Annotated in this window: 13 protein-coding genes; 9 read left to right on the top strand and 4 right to left on the bottom strand. The window is 46.1% G+C overall.

Going from position 1 to position 20,548, the window contains the following annotated elements; all coding sequences use genetic code 11:
- Positions 1 to 2: 2 nt before the first annotated feature.
- The 3 genes from ACVA6Q_RS17475 to ACVA6Q_RS17465 form a co-directional block, all read right to left on the bottom strand.
- Complete coding sequence (locus ACVA6Q_RS17475) at positions 3 to 3,077, bottom strand: efflux RND transporter permease subunit (protein WP_446648342.1); 3,075 nt, start codon at positions 3,075 to 3,077, stop codon at positions 3 to 5.
- A 46-nt stretch (positions 3,078 to 3,123) separates the two neighbouring features.
- Positions 3,124 to 3,912, bottom strand: a complete 789-nt coding sequence (locus tag ACVA6Q_RS17470) for a family 16 glycosylhydrolase (RefSeq protein WP_446648341.1) — start codon at positions 3,910 to 3,912, stop codon at positions 3,124 to 3,126.
- Positions 3,913 to 3,986: 74 nt separating this feature from the next.
- Positions 3,987 to 6,278, bottom strand: coding sequence for a glycoside hydrolase family 9 protein (locus ACVA6Q_RS17465; RefSeq protein WP_446648340.1), 2,292 nt, complete (start codon positions 6,276 to 6,278; stop codon positions 3,987 to 3,989).
- Positions 6,279 to 6,658: 380 nt separating this feature from the next.
- Between ACVA6Q_RS17465 and ACVA6Q_RS17460 the strand changes: the two genes are divergently transcribed.
- The 8 genes from ACVA6Q_RS17460 to ACVA6Q_RS17425 all read left to right on the top strand — a co-directional run bounded on the left by ACVA6Q_RS17460 (position 6,659) and on the right by ACVA6Q_RS17425 (position 16,340).
- Entirely contained in the window at positions 6,659 to 6,931 is a 273-nt protein-coding gene (locus ACVA6Q_RS17460; protein ID WP_446648339.1) for a hypothetical protein, read from the top strand.
- Between the two features lie 262 nt (positions 6,932 to 7,193).
- Complete coding sequence (locus ACVA6Q_RS17455; RefSeq protein ID WP_446648338.1) at positions 7,194 to 8,201, top strand: LacI family DNA-binding transcriptional regulator; 1,008 nt, start codon at positions 7,194 to 7,196, stop codon at positions 8,199 to 8,201.
- Between the two features lie 18 nt (positions 8,202 to 8,219).
- On the top strand, positions 8,220 to 9,461 hold the full coding sequence (locus ACVA6Q_RS17450; protein ID WP_112461087.1) for an ABC transporter substrate-binding protein: 1,242 nt from the start codon (positions 8,220 to 8,222) through the stop codon (positions 9,459 to 9,461).
- A 64-nt stretch (positions 9,462 to 9,525) separates the two neighbouring features.
- A complete protein-coding gene (locus tag ACVA6Q_RS17445; protein WP_042499607.1) occupies positions 9,526 to 10,515 on the top strand; it encodes a carbohydrate ABC transporter permease in 990 nt (329 codons plus the stop codon).
- Positions 10,516 to 10,549: 34 nt separating this feature from the next.
- Positions 10,550 to 11,410, top strand: coding sequence for a carbohydrate ABC transporter permease (locus ACVA6Q_RS17440; RefSeq protein WP_418642273.1), 861 nt, complete (start codon positions 10,550 to 10,552; stop codon positions 11,408 to 11,410).
- 3 nt (positions 11,411 to 11,413) lie between these two features.
- On the top strand, positions 11,414 to 12,769 hold the full coding sequence (locus tag ACVA6Q_RS17435; RefSeq protein ID WP_446648337.1) for a GH1 family beta-glucosidase: 1,356 nt from the start codon (positions 11,414 to 11,416) through the stop codon (positions 12,767 to 12,769).
- Entirely contained in the window at positions 12,762 to 13,856 is a 1,095-nt protein-coding gene (locus ACVA6Q_RS17430; protein WP_446648336.1) for an ABC transporter ATP-binding protein, read from the top strand. Before ACVA6Q_RS17435 ends, ACVA6Q_RS17430 begins: the two co-directional genes overlap by 8 nt.
- A gap of 72 nt (positions 13,857 to 13,928) precedes the next feature.
- The gene (locus ACVA6Q_RS17425; RefSeq protein ID WP_446648335.1) at positions 13,929 to 16,340 is read left to right on the top strand and encodes a GH36-type glycosyl hydrolase domain-containing protein; all 2,412 of its coding nucleotides are present in this window, start codon (positions 13,929 to 13,931) and stop codon (positions 16,338 to 16,340) included.
- Between the two features lie 44 nt (positions 16,341 to 16,384).
- Here ACVA6Q_RS17425 and ACVA6Q_RS17420 read toward each other — a convergent pair whose 3' ends face one another.
- Positions 16,385 to 17,329 (bottom strand): aldose 1-epimerase, encoded by a 945-nt coding sequence (locus ACVA6Q_RS17420; protein WP_446648334.1) that lies wholly within the window; start codon positions 17,327 to 17,329, stop codon positions 16,385 to 16,387.
- Between the two features lie 61 nt (positions 17,330 to 17,390).
- On the opposite strand from ACVA6Q_RS17420, the gene ACVA6Q_RS17415 reads away from it, so the two are divergent.
- Positions 17,391 to 20,465: a GH116 family glycosyl hydrolase gene (locus ACVA6Q_RS17415; protein WP_446648333.1), complete on the top strand. Its 3,075-nt coding sequence runs from the start codon at positions 17,391 to 17,393 to the stop codon at positions 20,463 to 20,465.
- Positions 20,466 to 20,548 lie beyond the last annotated feature (83 nt).

Raw genomic sequence — 20,548 nt, 5'->3', positions numbered from 1 at the left:
TCTTATGCCTTTTGTTCTGAAGTGATGAGTATGTCTTGTGTCGATGAAGCCTCTGGTAGCGGTGACTCTTTGTAAGCTAATCGATACCATGCTGGCATAACAAAGAGTGACAACACGGTTGCCGCGGCCAGTCCGCCAATGATGGTGGCTGCCATCTGATCAAACAATAGGTCACTGAGTAATGGAATCATTCCTAACGCAGTAGTTAAGGCACCCATAGAGATAGCCATCGTGCGATTGATCGTCGCTGATTTTATGGCTTCAGAAAGTCCTAAGCCGTTTTGTCTTTCTAGCTCAATTTGATCCATGAGCACGATGCCGTTTTTAATGATCATCCCCATGAGGGTCACAGCGCCAATCAGTGCCATGAAACCAAAAGGTTTATCAAAGGCGAGTAGGGCAAAAGTTGCGCCTGTTGCTGCTAGTGGAATCGTGGAAAGAATGATCACTGGTTGTTTAAAACCATTGAACATAGCAACAAGGATAATCACCATAATCAGCAGTGCTTTGGGAAGCTGCTTCAGAATGTCTGATACGGCTTTGTATTCGTCGTAATACTCGCCACCCCATTCCATTGAGTAGCCTGGCGGAAGTTCGATTGCTTCGATCTGATATTTAATAGCATTTCGAACTGTTGCAGGAGTGCTGGTACGTTCAACTCCTGCTTGAGCGGTGATGGTTTTCACTCTGTCACGGCGCCAGATCATGCTCTCTTCACTCTTTAATTCGAAGCCATCCACAACTTGCCCTAATGGAACGCTGTGCAAACCTAGTATGGATTTAACAGGCAACGTCTCTAGTGATGCCATGGTTTGTTCTGAGCCTCGAAGTTGAATGGTAATCAACTCATCATTGAGGTTCATTTGGCCGAGTGGCATACCGTCTGAAGCGCGCTTCATCGCAAAGGCGATATCGGTGCGATTGATGCCTGCTCGGCGCGCTTTGTCTTGGTTAATAATTGGAGTCAGCACTTTGCTTTGTTGGCGCCAATCGTCTCGTACGTACTTCGCATCAGGGTGCTCGACCATAATGGCTTTGGCTTGATTGGCAAGCTGGTGCAGCACGGTTTCATCTGGACCCGAGAAGCGCGCTTCGACGGCGTATTTATCTGCGGTAGCAAGCTTCAAAGCTCGGAATCGCGGCTCTGCATTTGGAAACTGTTCTTTTACCCAGGCGTCACCTCGTGCAACAAGTGCAGATATCGATGGGTAGTCTTTGGTATTGATCAGGATCTGACCGTAAGCTGGATCAAACGGTTCTGGCTCAACCGTCACAGAAAATCGAGGAACGCTTCCGCCAATCGCTGTAGCAATGCTCTCTACTTCAGGTTGTTGTAGCAGCCAATCTTCCATTTTTTTCATGTCCGCTGAGGTCTGTTCTACCTTAGCGCCATTTGGTAGCCAATAGTCGAAGAACACAACCGGGCGATCGGATTGCGGGATAAAGTTAATAGCGATATAAGGAACGGCTACTGCAGTCACCACTATTAACGGGATCAGTGCTGCGAGCGCTTTCTTTGGATTATCGACCGTCCAGTATACGCACTGTTTGTAACGAGCCATCTTGTCGTCGCTGCTTTCTGAGTTCGGTTTGATGAACAGCCAGCACATAAGTGTGGTGAATGTCATTGCGACAAGCCAAGACAGTAATAGAGAAGAAGCGATGATGTAGAATACAGAGCCCGCGAACTCAGCTGCATCTGTTTTAGAAAACAAGACTGGACTTGCACCCATGATGGCGATGATGGTCGCACCTAACAATGGAACCCCGGTTTCCTTAACCGAATCCAAAGCCGCTTGTGTTCGCTCGACGCCTTTATTGAGCTTTGCAATCATCATATCGGTGATGACAATCGCGTTATCGACCAACATCCCAAGCGCTAAGATAAAGGTGCCTAACGACACTCGATGTAAATCTATGTCATTGATGTTCATATAGATAAGCGTCAACAGAATCGTCAGAAGCAGGCTACCCCCAACAATGGTTGCACTCTTAAAGCCCATGAAAATCAATAGCACGACAAATACGATGGCAACGCTTTCTAAGAGGTTACCGACAAAGTTGTCGATGGCCTTTTGTACCTCGTCAGGTTGAAACGCTATCGTCGAGATATTAACGCCAAGAGGTAGGCTAGCTTGGTAGTCATTGATTATTTCTTGAATGGTATCGCCCAGCGACACCACGTTGATACCTGGAACCGGACTGACAGCCAATGTGACTGAGTCTTGTCCGTTGTAGCGGTTTTCTGTCAGTGCTGGTGTTTGATAGCCCATGGTGACATCGGCAACATCACCAAGCCGAATTAGCCCAGTACCAAATTCACTCACTCCACCTTTAATCATGAGATTGCGAATATCCGCAAGAGATTGAAATTCACTGCCTTGATGGACTCGAATTCGCTCTGACCCTGAATCGAACTTACCCGCTTCGAAAGTGGTATTGGTGCTATTGAGTTGATTCCAGACTTGAGCAACCGATAAGCCATATTGCGCAAGACGTTCATCAGGAAGGTCAATATAGACCACACGTGGCTGTACGCCGTGTAATTCAATTTTCTTAATACCTTCTACGGCCTTTAAGCGGCGTTGTAGTTCTTCGGAGTATCGACGCAGTTCTTCCGGCTTGGCATCGTCACTATGAATGGCAAACAACATGCCATAGACCTCGGAAAACTCATCTTGCACTATGCTGATTTGAGCCGTAGCTGGGAGCTGTAGTTTGACATCTTGAACCTTACTGCGAAGTATGTCCCATTGCTGCGGTAAGTGTTTGGAATTTAGGCTTTCTTTAAGATCAACAAACACCATAGACATGCCAGGGCGAGACAGTGAACGTAACCGATTCAGTTCTCCCATTTCTTGCAGTTTGGTTTCGACTGTATCGGTCACTTGTTTCTCAACTTGCTGCGCCGACGCTCCTGGATATAGGGTAACGACAACGGCCGTTTTTACAGTAAAGCTTGGGTCTTTTAGTTTACCGAGATCAAAATAGGAATAGATGCCAGCGATGACACTCAGCGTAATAAAAAACAACAGAAACGTTCTTTGACGAATGGCGAATTCGGCGAGTTTAATCATGGTCTATGTCCTTCAAAGGCGAGCTGCTTTGAGGCGAAGAGATAAATTAGCGGGTCAATCGTAATACCAGCGCATCGTCTACAATGACTGCGTTGCCTGGCCTAAAGGTCGCGAGGTTTTCAGCAAAGCTCCAATCTCCTTTACCCCAGCGGTTGCTATCGAAGTAAGTAAAGTCATCGCGCCATTCAAGGGTAAATTCCCCATTGTCATAGGCGTAGTACTCAATCCAATCGATGGTTTGCTCCAGCGGTAGGTTGTTTATATTGAAGCGACCGGCCCAATCGATGGAGTCTGCAACCCAAAGGTTCATTCGATAGCTTTGTGGCGTACCACGCATGTCTTGAACTTGCAGAGACTGCGAAGCCAGTTCTTGATGTATGGTCACGCCATCAACTTGCCAGGTAATTTCGTCCGGTGTCCAGATAAGAGTATGTTCATGAAATTCATCGATATCATCAACAGTGTGGAGCTGTTCTGAGTGGATACGATGGCTTGCTTCACCAGTGATTAAGTTGGTTTGCAGCAAATCCTTTCGTTTTCCTACCGACTCAATATCGATTTCACGCCAAGGTATCCCCCCGGCCCAGCTTTCGTTGTCATAGGTAAAGAACGATGAAATGACGCCGGGACTAGAGACCATTTTCATGCGGATAACGAACTTTCCGAACAGTACTTTGTCATGACTAAACACTTCAGCGCCATACAAAGGTTGATCTGCAGTATTGAAGGAGGGGGAATTGCCCTCGTTGCCTTGCGGCGGTGTTTTGCTCTCTGAGCTGCAAGCGGTGATCAGTATTGCAGGGATAAGCCAAACGAGTTTTAACATTGTGGTCATTGTGAACCTCTTAAAAGTAGGCAAATGGCCAGCCTAGAGGCTGGCCATTTGGATTGATTCAAAAAAGCTCAATATTAGTGCAGATTTCCCTCGTCCAAAGCTGACGCAACCCAAACCAGCGGAGCATTCCAGTTAATGGTGATTTCATTGAGTGACCATGCACCAATGTTATCTCGATAGCAGGTTTGTCCGATGCATTGTCCTTTCATTGTTGCCGCAATGGGGTCGGAAAAGCTGATCGAGTTAGGCCCACCAATTAAAGCACCAGGTGCAGGAGCCGGAGAGTTTTCATCTGCCGCCTTTGCCCAAAAACGGTGGTGAGGATTTTGCGCCGCGTGGCTGCCATAACCGGTAACATAGGAAATGTTCATAGGGTTGGCACCCAGTATGTAATCCATCGCGTTCGCTGCTGCCTTTAGAAACTTCACTTCGCCACTGAAGTCATTGGCATATACTAAGAATAAGCTTCGGTTAACCAAGTTTGAGTTTGACCCCCAAGGGTACTCTTCGACAGAGTAAGGAATGTGGTAACCCTCTTTAGTCACTTGTGCTTCGTAGTTAGAGGCCGTTTGAATGATGTTGGTTCTAGCTTGTGAAATCGCTTCTATCCCTAGGTTATTAGGAACAACGGCAAGGCTGATGGTGCCGAGTGGCGCAGTGTATTGCCAGAAAATATCGCCGTCGGTGGCAATGTTACCTTTTGGTGTCTCTAGATAGTGTGGAGAGCTTTTCAAGAAGTCGCGATATTGAGCGTTACCCGTGGTAATGAACAGTTCACTCGCCGCCCAATAGAACTCATCACTCAAAACCAAGTCATCATATGGGCCTGAGCCGGTGAAGTTGTCGTAGGCAAAAATGTCCGGATGCGCTATTGCTGCTGTCCACGCTTTTTCGGCGGCGGTTAGACAACGTTTGGCGAAGCTAGGATCGATATCTTTCCACAATCGTCCACATTGAGCGCCAATCGCCGCAAGGTTAAGAGTCGCAGCCGTACTTGGCTGGCCGACATAGCGCTTTTTATCGTCTTTGTGCGGTGGTAATGGCATACCAGTCCACACTTCGTCGGCGACTTTATGAAACGCCAGATGAGAAGCATCAATGGCGGTCAGCTCAAGTGCTTTACTAGCAGATTGATCGCCAATAGGAACGCTAACATTTTGTCCTTCGGGTACTTGCATTGCCAGCATGAACTCGACATTCCAGCGCGCTTCCGACAGTACTGGATTAACATCTTGTGTGGCTTCGGGGATTTTTACCTGTTCGCCGTCAAACGGAAGCTTGGCATTGTCGAGCCATAACCCGCGTTCATACAGGTTGAGTAGTGTCCATGTAGTGATGCCGCCATTAACCGTATATTTACCGTGATCGCCTGCATCATACCAACCGCCAGTCACGTCTATAGAAAGCTCACAACCGGGCCACTGATTTCCCCATGCATCCTCTTTATCAAAGCAGGTTACGCGGTCGCTAGTATGCCCTGCAGGCCTCGCTAAATCGGCTCTTTGCACATACTCTTTTTGGATCTCAATACCACTACGGTTTTGATAGAAGTAGGAGAAAGCGTCGTGTTTTAGTGAGCGGTAAACGTTCTTTTGAATGCTAAATGGATAGCTCTCTTCGCCATCGACCGAGATCGTCAGTCCGGTTTGCTCAGTGGTTAGGTTTGATAGGTCGATTTGATGAAGGTGCTCACCAGAGGCTGGATTTAAACCAAATACCGATGTTCGACCTAGATCGATGTTGATGCCTTGGGCATTTTTAAGCGTCCAGCGTAAAGGCTGTTTGGAGTCAGAAGTGATAAAGATAAGTTTATCCGCTTGAGGGTAAAAGCCGACTTGATTGGCGCGGATGGGCGAGGTCTTAGACACCTCAAAATAGGGCTTTCCTTCGATTGAGACATTGGCAACACACACCAAGCCTGTTTTCTGTGCACCCATTTGGAACTGGAATTCGCCTCCGGCATCACTGTCGAGCTGATGTGTAAACTCATATTGATACGACTCAGGTTGGGTAGAAAGTACGGTTTCTGTAAGAAAGTAATGAGTGTAAGGAGGACCTTCATGTTGTATCAGGGTTTTCATTTGGGTATCGACGCTAGCGTAGGCATCAAAGCGAATGGCGTACTTCTCGCCTTGTTCCAAACCCACTCCGGCATGACCTAAGATCACGCTCCAAGCGTCATTGCCTGTGCTCTTTATATCCATACAAGCGAAGCCATCCTTTGGCGTTGCGCTTGCACCCGCAGTCCACCAACCGTCGAGAGCACTATTAAAATTACCATTACGGATCATCTCATCACTCAGCGCGCCTGAAGAATGAAAAGTGGCACAAAGAATAACAGCACTTACCTTGTTTAGTTTTGTCATATGTCCTCCTTTATTTTGTCTAACCATATATTGGGTAGTGCCTAAGGCAAGGGACATTGGTGGAAAATTGAATTTAAATAAATGCTTAGCATTATAACTGTGAACAAATATACAACGGCCATAGTGCTGGTGAATAGTTTTCATGAAAATATTTATGTAGCCATGAAAGTGTATTGCGAGCTCGCAAGGGTAATCGGGACAATGAGCCGTCAGAAATTAACGTGACTAGTATCACGAAAATGGATGTTTTACAGTTCTGTACTATTATTGTATTGACATTTTCTTATTGGTTAATGTCGATAGTAGGGCATATTTTCTTGAAACCGGTTTCGTGTTTCAACGTGTCTTATTCGTCTTTTATAAGGTTAAGGAATATTGTTATGAGAGCAAAGTTAATTGCGTTGACCATTATTGCATCAGCGGTTTCATTTACAGCAAGTAGCCAGGATGCGCTGGATTATATGACCATACAATCGATCAAAAGTAGTATGTCAAAAAGCGATATAGAACAGGCGCTAGAAAACTGGAGGAGCGCACAACTTGAGAACATAGAAGTACGCGCGAGATACGTCTCTGATAGAGCGCCAAGGCAGTATGTCATTGATACTATTGAAGATGAGTACCAAGTGGCGCGACAGAAGCTAGGACTATAGACAAGAGCACTCTTATCATTACAGCCCATGCACACGCTTTTTTGGTGTCTGCATGGGTTTCTTTATTACCTAGGTCACTATTTCCAAACCTGATTTCATGAAAGAGTTTCATGGCTAATGAAAAACTTGCCATCGCACTCAATATTCGGCAATTTCAAAATTTTCCCTTCAATTCCATGTGAGTTATATCACGCTTCACTGACTTCATATACGAAATACTCTGCTTGAAAACGGTTTCATGCAGGGGCGTATCGAGGTTATTTTGGCGACTATCAAAGATGTATCAGAGTTAGCAGGTGTATCTCAGGCGACAGTATCACGAGTCATCAATGGTACCAGCCGAGTGAGTCACGACAAAAAGCTAAAGGTTGAAAAAGCCATTAAAGATCTGGCTTATAAACCTAACTCAATCGCCCAAGCGCTTGCGTTTAGTCGCACCGGAAGTGTCGGTATCATGGTGCCTGAACTGGGCGGCCCGTTTTATTCTGGGATACTTCACAACATGGAAGAGCACCTAAGACGCTTTGGTTATCATGTCGTCGTCAGTGCGGGTTCGAATACGGAAGCGAGTCAGAAAGAGTCGATTGAATTCTTAATTAGCCGCCGAGTCGATGCGTTGATTGTTCATGCGCAAAATGTTCCTGATGACTACTTAATTCAAATTGAAGAGTCGGGCATTCCGCTTGTGATCATTAATCGATTCATCCCGGAAATGAAATCTAGTTGTATCACCATCGACAATGAACTTGGTGGAAAAATAGCAACACAATATCTCCTTAAAATGGGACACACGGATATTGTCTGTATTACTGGACCTTTAGATAAATCCGATGCCAGAGGGCGTCTGCAAGGTTATAGAAATGCACTGTTTGACGAAGGTATTGAATATGATGAAGTGCTTGTTGCCGAAGCGTCATTTACCGAAGAAAGTGGTGCCAGTGCTATGGAGAAAATAATAAGGAGGAAATGCCACTTTACCGCAGTATTTGCTACTAATGATCATATGGCTTTAGGTGCGTATGAGGTGCTGGCAGAGCAAGGATATTCAGTGCCAGAACAAGTGTCACTCATTGGGTTTGATGACATTTTGTTCGCTCGCTATTTAACGCCAAAATTAACGACAATGAATTTTCCAATTGAACAAATGAGTTTAGAAGCTGTACAGCTTGTTATTCAGAAATTGGGAAATAATAAGTGTGACGTTAATTTTAAATTACTCCCTTCACTAGTGGTTAGAAATTCAGTTAAGGATCTACTTACTACCCTATAATTCTATTAAGGATATAACATGAAATTAAAGAGTTTAGTACTTTATAGTGCGATTTCGCTTGGAACAATTACCGCTGTTAATGCAGAAGAAGCGATTCGCTTTGATGGTTTTCCAGATTTTGACAGCAGCTTAAAAGTGCTGCTACCTGAGTTTGAAAAGGAAAATGACATCAAGGTTGATTACTTGATGAACAACCATGGTGACCATCACACTAAACTGACGACTAACCTAGCGACGGGCTCAGGTGCGGGTGACGTCATTGTTGTTGATGTGGAGAAAATTGGTCCATTTGTAGCGTCTGGTGGTTTGGTCAACCTTTCTGAAAAATACGGTGCAGATAAATACGCTGAGCGTTTTGCTCCCTACGCATGGGCACAAGGTAAGGGCTCTGATGGCAACATGTACGGCATTCCAGTGGATCTAGGCCCTGGCGTTATGTATTACCGTACAGATTTATTTGAAAAAGCGGGCATCGACGTGAAAGATGCCATCAAAGATTGGGACTCGTACATTGCTGCGGGTGAAAAACTGAAGCAGCAAAACGTTCAACTGATCGCATCTGCTGCGGATGTTGCACAAGCAATCATCTATACCACAGTTCCAGAAGGCGAAGGTCTTTACTTCGATAAAGACGGTCAGCCAGTCGTTACATCTGAGCGCTTTGTTCACGCTTTTGAAGTCGCGAAGAAAATTCGTGAAAAAGGTCTAGATGGCCGTATTTTGGCATGGTCAAACGAGTGGTATGAAGGCTTTAGAAATGGCACGTTTGCGACTCAACAATCGGGTGCATGGCTGCTTGGTCACTTGAACAACTGGATTGCACCAGAAACAAAAGGTAAATGGGCAGTATCAAACCTACCTGATGGCATCTACGGCAGCTGGGGTGGCTCTTTCCTTTCAATTCCTACTCAGTCACAGCACCAAGATGAAGCGTGGAAGCTGATCGAATTCATGACAGCAGATCGTGACTCACAGCTTAAGCACTTTGAGACGATTGCTGCGTTCCCAGCTAACGTAACGACTTACGACGACAAACTGTTTGACCAAGAAGTTGAGTTCCTTGGTGGTCAAAAAGCGCGTCAGCTATTTGCTGAAGTAGCGAACAACATCAAACCGGTCGCACCGGCGAAAGGTGACCACGTTGCTCGCTCAATCGTTCTAGAAAATGCACTGATGGAAGTATTGGATGAAGATAAAGACATCAAAACTGCATTGGCCGAGGCTGAGCGCCTAATTAAACGCAGAACGCGTAACCTTTAATCCGTTTTTGAGTTTGATTTAAGGAAGCGTGCTAGCGCGCTTCCTTCTTTAAGAGGTCGTTACTATGAGTCATTCAGCGAGCAACGTCATGGAAGCAACATCAAGGCAGAGTATTATTGCTCGTATTAATGCCAAGGCATTAGCCCCCTATGGGTTTTTGTTGCCGTTCCTAATTATTTTTTCTGTATTTGGTATTTTTCCACTTCTATTTTCAGTGTTCCTTTCTTTTCACGAATGGAACCCAGTAGAAGGTCTTGGAGCGATGAACTTCGTTGGACTAGAAAACTACCACATTGCGCTTACCGACCCGTGGTTGTGGCGCTCCCTTAAGAACACATTTTGGCTAGCAATCACTTCTGGTGTGGCGCAGCACTTAGTCGCAATTCCAGTGGCTTATATTTTGGTTTCCCTTGGCGACCGACTTCGTCATTGGCTGACGTCTGCTTACTTTTTGCCTTTCATCACATCAACGGTCGCCGCGTCACTTATCTTCTTCAATATGTATTCGCCAAGCTCAGGCATCATCAACCAAACGTTGATTTACTTGGCTGATACCACGGTTCTTGGTTGGGCATTTGCGTGGGTCAATGACTATCAGCCTATTCGCTGGCTTGACGATGCAACGCTGATCAAACCATCGATTGCCATCATGGTTTTCTGGAAATACACCGGTTTTAACATCGTTCTTTACACCACAGGTTTAATGACAATTCCTAAAGACATTTTGGAAGCTGCACGAATGGATGGTGCTAACGCACTGCGCCGCTTCTGGCATGTTTCACTACCAATGATTCGCCCTTTTGTCTTTTTTGCAGTCACTATGACCATCATCGGTAACTTGCAGTTGTTCGAAGAACCCTTCGTGCTTACTCGCGGTGGTGGCGGTACTGGTCAGGCGGGTCTAACCATCTCTATGTACCTATACAAAGTGGGCTGGGAATGGCTAGAAATGGGCACAGCATCTGCAATCTCATGGTTACTGTTCGCGCTCATCGCTGGTTGTACAACAATTCAATTTTTATTCTTTGGTAAGAAAGGTTTAGGGGAGCACTAATATGACGACTCTAACGCATAACTCGAGTGCCGTAATGGCAAAATTAAAACCGAGCGATCGCACTGTAGAGCTGCTGGTGAAAGCGTTAATGGTACTGCTTGCAGCGATACTAATTGTCTCTGCAATAATAACCGTGTTCCCGTTTATTTGGTCGGCACTACTATCGACACGTGACCGCAGTGAAATCTTTGGCACTGGTATCAGTTTTGCCATCGGAGATAGCTTGGCGATTAACTACGCGAAGCTGCAAGAAATCATGCCTTTCTGGCAGGCGATGTTTAACTCTGTCTACGTGGCCTTTGTGGGCACCACCATTTCCCTGCTGTTCTGTAGCATGGGTGGTTACGCTTTTGCGGTTCACAAGTTCAAGGGTAAGAACATTCTATTTGGCATGCTGGTAGGCTCGATGATGATTCCACCAGTGTTGAGCTTGATTCCTTACTTTATGATCGTGAAGTTTCTGGGATTGCTCGATAACCATGTCGCGGTTTGGCTTCCGTTTACCACGACGCCGTTTGGTATTTTCCTGATGCGCCAGCACGTGGTGGCCTCTATTCCACGTGAGCTTCTCGAAGCAGCAAAATTGGACGGTGCTGGTGAACTACGTACTTACTGGAGCGTGGTACTGCCGCTGATGAAACCAGCGCTTGCCACACTCGCGATTGTTCAATTCGTATTCTTCTGGAACATGTTCATGCAGCCATTGGTTGTTCTTAACTCGCCAGAAAACTACGTGATTACTCAGGCACTAAGAAGTGTGCAGGGCATACCAAATACCCCATGGGGCGCAGTAATGCTTGGTACCACTATCTCAATTCTTCCTTTGGTTGTGACTTATCTGTTTGCCTCTAAACAGATGATTAGTGGCCTAACATCTGGCGCGGTTAAGGGGTAGATGATGGAACAGTTTCAACTGCCACTTGGCTCAAAAATGCGTGACCCGCAGTTTGTCTTTGGTGTGGCTACTTCCTCTTATCAAATTGAGGGCGCGACGAAAGAAGGCGGGCGTAGTGATTCGATTTGGGATACGTTTTGTCGACAACCAGGCAAAGTAGACAACGGTGACAATGGCGATATTGCTTGTGACCATTACCACCTGTGGGAACAAGATATCGAGATGATTCATTCTCTTGGTGTCGACGCGTACAGGCTGTCAATTGCATGGCCGCGCATCCTGCCTGAAGAAGACGCGGTCAACACTCAAGGCTTGGTGTTTTATGAGCGCATTATCGATAAATGTCATGCTCTGGGTATGAAAGTCTATGTCACGCTTTACCACTGGGATTTGCCTCAATATTTGGAAGACAGAGGTGGATGGCTTAATCGTGAAACGGCGTATAAGTTTGCTCACTATGCTGAGGTAGTGAGTCGCTACTTTGGCAATAAGATCGATGTCTACACCACACTTAACGAGCCGTTTGTATCCGCTTTCCTTGGTTATCGCTGGGGGATCCATGCACCAGGCGTGGTCGGGGAGTCTGAAGGGCTTTTAGCGTCGCATCACCTATTACTGGCACATGGTCTAGCAATGCCAGTACTGCGTGAAAACGCGCCTGATTCATTGCACGGGATTGTTTACAACGCCACACCGTTCTATCCAGAAAGCGAAAAGGACGAAGGTGCGGCTATGTACAAAGACGCTGCAAATTATCACTGGTTTATGGATCCCGTTCTCAAGGGAAGTTATCCCGAATTAGTACTAGAGCGTGAATACGCCCACAAACCTATGGTGCTAGAAGGGGATCTAGAGATTATTTCTGCACCGGTCGATTACATCGGAATCAACTACTACTCACGTGGCGTGGTGAGATTTGATGAAAATGGCGATATCGAAGCCATCCCTCAAACAAACTCGGAGCACACTCATATCGGTTGGGAAATCTACCCACAGGGACTGACTGATCTATTGGTTCGAATCAAGTCACGCTATCCAAATCTGCCACCGATCTACATTACTGAAAATGGCGCCGCAGGCAATGATGAGTGTATTGAAGGAAAGGTGGATGACGAGCAGCGTCAACGCTACCTGCAACAGCACTTGCTTGCTCTAGATAAGGCGATAGAAAGCGGCGTTAACGTCCACGGTTACTTCGCTTGGAGCTTAATGGACAACTTTGAATGGGCGTTCGGTTACGTCCAGCGATTCGGCATTGTACATGTCGATTATCAAACACAAAAAAGAACACTGAAACAGAGTGCGATTGCCTATCGCAATATGCTTCTGGCGCGCTCTGAGGAGAACAAAAATGGCTAAAGTAGAATTTCGCAATATCAAAAAATCATTCGGTGACGTAGAAGTCGTAAAAGAGTTCGACTTTACCGTCCAGGACGGTGAGTTCGTGGTGTTTCTTGGCCCTTCTGGTTGCGGAAAATCAACAACTTTAAGAATGCTGGCTGGCTTAGAAGACATCACATCAGGTGATATCTTTGTGGGCGACAAGCGCATGAACAAAGTGGACGCAAAAGACAGAGACTTGGCGATGGTGTTCCAAAGTTATGCTTTGTACCCCCACATGACAGTGTATGAAAACATTGCTTTTGCTCTCAAACTAAAGGGCATGGCTAAGCGTGATATCGATGTTGAAGTTCGCAAAGCCGCGACCATGCTAGAGCTAACGCCACTGCTCGATCGTAAGCCGAAAGAACTGTCTGGCGGCCAACGTCAACGTGTCGCGATGGGGCGTGCGATGGTACGCACACCGAAAGTATTTTTGTTTGATGAGCCATTGTCGAACTTGGATGCCAAATTGCGCGGCACAATGCGAGAAGAAATCAAAGAACTGCATCGTAAACTACAGACCACAACCATTTACGTGACTCACGACCAGATCGAAGCCATGACGCTCGCTGATCGCATCGTCATTCTGAAGGATGGCTACGTTGCACAGGTTGGCACACCAACGGATGTCTTTAAACGTCCAGCCAACAAGTTTGTTGCTCAGTTTATTGGGAACCCATCAATGAACATGCTCGACGCACAGCTTGTCGACATCGATGGCGAATTTTTTGTTGAGCTTGGTGATGTACATATTCCACTGCCAGAACGCTTTAAAGCGCACGCTTCAAAAAATGTTGCTCTGCACTTTGGTGTACGTCCAACAGACCTTTATCTGCGCCCAGAGCAAGTCGACCATGACCGTGTGCTCCCAATCCCTGTATCAATCAAAGACAAGGAACTACTTGGCGCGAGCATCCTGTTGAAGACCGAAGTGGCTGGTCAGCCATTTGTGGTTGAAACGCAAGCAGCAGAGGTCGATGTTGACGAGCTTACTCTTTATCTGGATCTAGATGCAATCCACTTGTTCGATGCCTTAAGCGAAAACTCACTCGCCATCGACTAGTCCGCAGACCAACGACTTTAATTTAACTTTGAATAAACCCCTTTGAGAGTAAAGGGGTTAGGGAACACGACGATGAAATTTGGATATTTTGATGACGCGGCGAAGGAATATGTCGCCACGACACCGTGCACACCGATTAAATGGTGTAATTATGTGGGCACGCTCAATTTTGGCGGCTTGGTGGATAGTAATGGTGGAGTGCTGCTGTGTAAGGGGGACCCAGCACTCAACAGGGTCACCAAATACATCGCCCAGCTGCCAAACTCCGATTTTAAGGGGTCTACGACCTATATTAAGGTACAAGACGCTGATGGTAATGTAGAAATTTTCTCGCCATTCTACACGCCGACACTCAAGCCTCTGGAGCGCTATGAAAACCATACAGGCTTGTCGTACACCACCATCGTATCGGAAGGGTATGGGGTGCGTTGTGAAGCGACATTCTTTGTACCGCACAACGATCCCGTGCTGCTGCAGGACATTAAAGTTACTAACATCTCAGACAAACCACTGCATGTAGATGTGATTCCAGTGTATGAGTTCACTCACTTTGATGCTTTAAAGCAGCTTCTTAATGCGGACTGGGTACCACAAACCATGACGCTGAAAGCGCACAAGCAGCAGAGCGGTCATACTGTGCTTGAACAATACGCCTTTATGAAGCGAGATTTTGCCGTCAACCTAATGACGGCGGACAAAATCGCGACTTCATTTGATGGTGATCGTCAGCAATTTCTTGGCAATATGGGCTACGGAAGTTGGGCAGCTCCGCAAGCGTTAAATCACCAAGAGCTGAACAACTCTGAATGTCTGCGTGGCGACAACATTGGTGCACTGAACCTAAGATTAGGCTGGCTAGAGCCAGAGCAGCAGGAGCGCACTGTGGTGCAGCTAACTCAGATGGAAAGTTTAGAACAAGCGACAGAGCTTCTTGCTAAATATCGCGATCACCAAACGGTCGATGAGGCGTTTAACGCGTTGGCTTCTCATTGGGAGCAGTATTTAGCAACACTGCACGTCGACACGCCTGATCCGGCCATGAACTCAATGCTGAATGTACACAACCCGCGTCAGTGTCACACCACGAAAAATTGGTCGCGTTACTTGTCGCTGTATCAACTGGGCTATGGTGCGCGCGGTATTGGCTTTAGGGATTCTTCTCAAGATACCTTGGGTGTTATTTCACATATGCCAGAAGAAGCTCGCGAGTTGATTGAGCGATTGCTAACAGTACAAAACACCGATGGTTCGGCTATGCACCAGTTCTTCCCGTCAACCATGGAAGCGAATGCAGGTGACTCAAGGGAGGAAGAAGACCGTCCAGATTATTACGGTGATGATCACCTCTGGATTATCTTTGCGGTCACTCAGTACGTCAAAGAGACCGGTAATGCCGCGTTCCTAGATAAGGTGCTGCCTTACTATCAAAAAGATAAACACGGCAACTCTATTGAGTCGGCGAGCATTTGGGATCACTTGTGCCGTGCGATTGAATTTACTTACAGCAATCGTGGTCAGCATGGTTTGCCGCTGTTAGGTTTTGCGGACTGGAATGATACGGTGAACTTGCCGACGGGCGCTGAGTCTATGATGATCGCCAATATGTACGGTAAGGCGTTACTGGATATGCTCGACCTCTGCAAACTGCGTACAGATAGTGCGTTAGAGCAGCGCTTTGAAGAGTACTATCAAGAGATGCAGCGTATCGTCAATGACTATGGTTGGGATGGGCATTGGTACATTCGTTACTTTGATGAGAAAGGCGAGCCTATCGGCTCACATGTGAATCAGCAAGGGCAGATATACACTAATGGCCAAAGCTGGCCGGTTATTTCAGGTTTTGCTACTGAAGAGCGTGCGACTCAAGCGTTAGAGTCCGTGTATCAAAAACTCAATACACGTAATGGTATTAAGTTGTCGACACCGGGCTACAACGGGTTTGATCCAAAATTGGGCGGTGTATCCACTTATCCTCCGGGCGCGAAAGAGAATGGCGGTATATTCTTGCACTCTAACCCATGGGTCATGATTGCTGAAGCGAAAATGGGCAATGGTGATAGAGCTTATGAATACTATCGTCAAATCAACCCAGCATCGAAAAACGATCACATTGATGTGTTTGAATCTGAACCCTACTGCTATCCGCAGAACATTTTAGGGGATGAGCATGAGCAATTTGGCTTAGGAAGAAATGCTTGGTTGTCGGGTACGTCGTCTTGGACTTATGTGGCGGGTACGCAGTGGATTTTAGGCGTTCGACCCGATGTCGACGGCCTGATCATTGACCCATGTATTCCAAAAGCCTGGCCTGGATTTAAAGTGAAACGTCAGTTCCGCGGAGCAACTTACTGCATTGAAGTGACCAACCCAGAGCACGTTTCGAAAGGAGTTACGAAAGTGCTGGTTAATGGCGAACTGATTGACGGTAACAAGATCCCGGTGCTTGCAGAAGGTGAACACCAAATCGAAGTGACACTCGGGTAAATAAAAAAAGGGGCGCTAAGCGCCCCTTCTGACGGTGTGGTGGTTTAGGCTTGATAGCTAACCTGACATTGCCAAGTAAAACGCTCCAGCTGGTTGGGGCTTAGCTCTTTAAGACCGATGTGATTATTAAACGCATTCGCCGGGCAAGTCATGGGCTCAATAGCCAACGTGGGCTCGGAGTTGGGTGTATAGAGTTGGATGAATGGGTAGCTTGCATCTTGCTGGTAACGAATAGAGGCTCGTTGATCTGCTCGCTCAAGAGACAAAGCGATAGGGCGTGACAGCTCGAACTGAAAACAGTGATTCAGCTCCGCGTCGCCTAGCCAAGCGCCATGGGCAAACTGGTCAAATGGTTTGAATGAACCAGTAGGAAGGCCAGATTCTGAAACGAGTTCTTGGCTTGAAGGCATGGTTAGTTTTACTTGGTCACGCTCACAGCCTAACGAAAAGTATGGGTGCCATGCATCACCATAGGGCAGAGAGTTAACACCGGTATTCGTGACTTCGGTGGTGCAAGTTAAGACACCATCAATATCGATACGGTAGATGACATCTAATAGGAAGCTGTGTGGAAAACCAGCACAAAGGTGCTCGGTGTTGTAGCGAAGGCTAACTTCGGCATAGTCAACATTGGCATCGGTATGAAGGATTGAGAATGGTTGGTTGTAAAGTAACCCGTGAACAGCATCTTGAGACCAAGGAAAGTTCGCGGGTAGGATAAATGTTTGCTGTTGGAATTGGTACTGGCCATTTTCTAGGCGGTTTGGGAATGGAAACAGTTTGGCGCTACGAGAAAAGAATGGATGGGTTTTGGTTAATTCTTCCGCGCTCTGATAGCCCTGAATAAATGAGAAAGGACTATTGTTGATAATGAGTTTATTTATTACTGCGCCAAAGTCTTGGATGATTTCCAATAATATGCCGCGTTTAGAGTTTTTAATTTGCAACGAACCAAAGTGGCCGAAGTTATCTTGGGTTATTTTAAACATTTTCGACTCCATTTTTAATTGATGCTATCACAATAAAAAAGATATTCAATAAGGGATTGTTATGATTCTTAATATAGAAAATACCACTTACAAGGGCACAGTGAATGAACTGTGTGCTAAGGGGAATGCGGTTGAATTTATTCAACCTTGGTACGTACCTATCTCCACGACACCTGAAAATACAGGGATGGCAGTAGGCGGCATCGGCAGCGCATTCACGTTAACACCGCTTGGTTCAACGCCAAACTTTAGCTTTGTTCCGGGGATTTTTATCGATATTGAAACTGAGGATGTAAACTTCAATGATTTCCACGCTTCAGTTATGGATATTCCATCGGTTGATAATTTGATAATAGCCGATATGGATGCGTTGATTCAGTACCTTAAATACTACCCGGTCGTGTTGAACGGAAATTTAGCGACCGATATTTCAAAAGAAAATGTAGAGAGTGAAATTAAACGTGCTCTAGCTGATGCTACGTTTTATAGTGATAATAAAGATCGATTTTTAAAGTGGAACGTCGAGTTTTCTGATAAAACACAGCGTGAATTGGAACTTAAAGCAAACAGTGTTTCAACGCAGGTGCGAGTTGCTGTTGATTTCTTTGATGGACATTTGATCAACAATACCGCTCAGCTTCGCTCGTTAAATGCGGTAAGCCAATCGGCGATAGACAGTGTGGCACGCGAAGACATTCAGTACCAAGCCATGTACCCTATTGCGCAGTATCAGTATTCATCGTTTGAAGATATTAAACTGACTCGAAATGTGGTGTCACCGATTGTTAAAGGCGACAAAACACTGTGCTCGTTGCCGCTTCACTGGAACCTGTTCTCAGTTGAAAACAGTGGTACTGAAACCAAAGTGGTGACGATTGTTCAGCCACTCACGAATCTTATTGGCTCTACCTATCGCAAAGGCCGCGATGGTGTGCAAGATTCATTTTGTACTCTGACGCAAAACCCAATCGATCAGTCGCACCGTCCTGTCACCATTACAACGGATAACTCGGTATTTAAAGGCGTGGCACTGACAAGTCAGTCACCTTATGCGTCTGATATTGAGGGCGAAGTTTGCTTTGGTGTTCAATCGGACTCGGATTTGCTTGAAAGCGGTAAAGTCACCGTCTCGGTAAAACCGTCTTTATATACCACACAATCGCAAAAAGCGCTGGAAACCAGCTTAAAAACTGGCCGAACCAATCAGTTGTTCGACAAAGGCATATACAGTGGCCGTGAATGTTTACAGGGCTTGGTTTGTGTTCAAGTGGAGCTTGAGCCAGGTCAAACGGTCGATCTTCGTTTCGTTCAGGTGATGGATCACAGCAAAATCTCCTTTGATGGATGGGAGTCGAGAAAATCGTACGCTCAATTCTACCAAGAATCACAACCTGCGCAGTCGATACTTAAAGATACTCTGCCAAAACTGAGCGATATCGAACATCGAATTGTCTCGCAGCAACAGGCATTTTATCAAGAAGCTCAAGCGAACTTTGAAAGTAGTGAGAGCGCTGCCCGCTTTACCACAATGGCAATGAATACACTGTCGTTTCTAGCAGAATCGACAGTGTGGGATTGCCAGGATAAGTTCTTGGTGAAAGAGTGCGTGGACTATCCTTTCTTTAACTCGCTTGATGTGTATTTCTATGGCTCATTCTCTTTGCTTTATCTATTGCCAGAGCTCGACGGTGTTGTCATGCGCGAGTTTGCTAACGCGATTATGGCCTCCGATCCAACTAAGCGTCGCTATTGGGAGTATGCCGAAAAGCCAAATGCAGAACTATGTGATGCTAAGTATGAGGGCGTACGAGCGATCAAAGGTGCGGTTATCCATGATTTAGGTAGTCCTTATGACATCCAGCCAGACGCTTATGATTGGCATAACGTGAAAGAGTGGAAAGATCTTGCACCCAAATACATCCTAATGGTTTACCGTCACTATGTGCATTCTAACGATTTATCGGTCGTTCAAGCCTGCTGGCCTGCCATTGTGGAAAGCGTTGAGTATTTGACGGCGCTTATTGAAGAGGGTGACACACTGCCGCTGACGCGTGGTACGGATGATACTTTCGATAACTTGGCTTCTCACGGCATTTCCATTTACTGTGCTAGCCTCTGGTCCGCCGGACTCAAAGCCGCCAGTAAACTGGCTAAATTGATGGATGAAAAGGACTTAGCAGATTGGTATCAACAACGCTCGTCTGCTGCGCTAGACACGTTGGAGCGCGCATTGTGGGATGAAAGAAATGGTTATTACCATTTCTTCGCAACGCCAGTACAAGCCATGCATTTAACGGGTGAAACCAATGACTCTTTACAGTCATTAGGCCTATCACTAACTGGCGATAAAACCGAAGACAAAAAGGTGATTAACGCTTATTTAGATAATGTTGATCTTGGGTCTGAGCTGAGCATGTTCGAGCAGCGAGTCTCTAAAAAACATCGTTTGCTAGAGCTCGCCCCAGATGTGTTTACCGCTGCGTATAAGGACATCTTACTTGACTCAGATAATAGCTTTGGCGATGCCTTGCTTGCTGACAGTTATTTGAAACTGATTGGTGATAAAGGGCTGTTTGAAGATGATAAAGTCGCTCGTACCCTAGATTATATCTACCGTACAAACTTTAAAGAGAATAGCCCTAAGTTGGGTGTGGCTAACATGACCCTTTGCGATGGCGCACCCCATGATGCGTTTCAGGCACAAGACGTTTGGATTGGTGTACAGTTCAGTACTGCAACGGCGTTAAAACTGGCAGGTAAGCAGCAGCAAGCCGAGGCTTTGATAGATTCTGTCTATACAGCGCTCTACCACTACGCGAAGATCCCATTCGCAGCGCCAGAAGGGTTTAACTGCTCAGTGGCTGTTTCTCAGTCTGATTTAGTCGAGCAATTTGGCTTAGCGGAATCCGCGGCTGAGCAATGGCTGCAAAGTCTAAAAGCAACAAATTGTATTTTGGCTGATGGCAGAGTAAATCCAGATTTGACGCCGGACTTTGCTGAGTTTCGTAGCGCGTTTACAGAAGCTATGCCTGACGAACAGGCGGTCAAGCTACATACCTGGTTGCTCAACACTGGGCTTAAATACACCGCTGGGCGCTATTTCAGACCGGGTATGATTTTCTCTTATTTATGCTAATGGCAAAGAGTAGAGAAAGGATACCGATAGACTGAGACAAAAGGGTTAGGAGGAGATCCTAGCCCTTTATTACTCATCTATGT

The organism is Vibrio sp. DNB22_10_4 (assembly GCF_052879755.1).
The sequence above is the reverse complement of the archived record's forward strand: the minus strand, read 5'-3'. Positions and strand labels throughout refer to the sequence as shown.

Coding starts and splice junctions, on each gene's coding strand:
- ACVA6Q_RS17475 (WP_446648342.1), bottom strand. CDS start 3,077: ATGATTAAACTCGCCGAATTCGCCATTCGTCAAAGAACGTTTCTGTTG.
- ACVA6Q_RS17470 (WP_446648341.1), bottom strand. CDS start 3,912: ATGACCACAATGTTAAAACTCGTTTGGCTTATCCCTGCAATACTGATC.
- ACVA6Q_RS17465 (WP_446648340.1), bottom strand. CDS start 6,278: ATGACAAAACTAAACAAGGTAAGTGCTGTTATTCTTTGTGCCACTTTT.
- ACVA6Q_RS17460 (WP_446648339.1), top strand. CDS start 6,659: ATGAGAGCAAAGTTAATTGCGTTGACCATTATTGCATCAGCGGTTTCA.
- ACVA6Q_RS17450 (WP_112461087.1), top strand. CDS start 8,220: ATGAAATTAAAGAGTTTAGTACTTTATAGTGCGATTTCGCTTGGAACA.
- ACVA6Q_RS17445 (WP_042499607.1), top strand. CDS start 9,526: ATGAGTCATTCAGCGAGCAACGTCATGGAAGCAACATCAAGGCAGAGT.
- ACVA6Q_RS17440 (WP_418642273.1), top strand. CDS start 10,550: ATGGCAAAATTAAAACCGAGCGATCGCACTGTAGAGCTGCTGGTGAAA.
- ACVA6Q_RS17435 (WP_446648337.1), top strand. CDS start 11,414: ATGGAACAGTTTCAACTGCCACTTGGCTCAAAAATGCGTGACCCGCAG.
- ACVA6Q_RS17430 (WP_446648336.1), top strand. CDS start 12,762: ATGGCTAAAGTAGAATTTCGCAATATCAAAAAATCATTCGGTGACGTA.
- ACVA6Q_RS17425 (WP_446648335.1), top strand. CDS start 13,929: ATGAAATTTGGATATTTTGATGACGCGGCGAAGGAATATGTCGCCACG.
- ACVA6Q_RS17420 (WP_446648334.1), bottom strand. CDS start 17,329: ATGTTTAAAATAACCCAAGATAACTTCGGCCACTTTGGTTCGTTGCAA.
- ACVA6Q_RS17415 (WP_446648333.1), top strand. CDS start 17,391: ATGATTCTTAATATAGAAAATACCACTTACAAGGGCACAGTGAATGAA.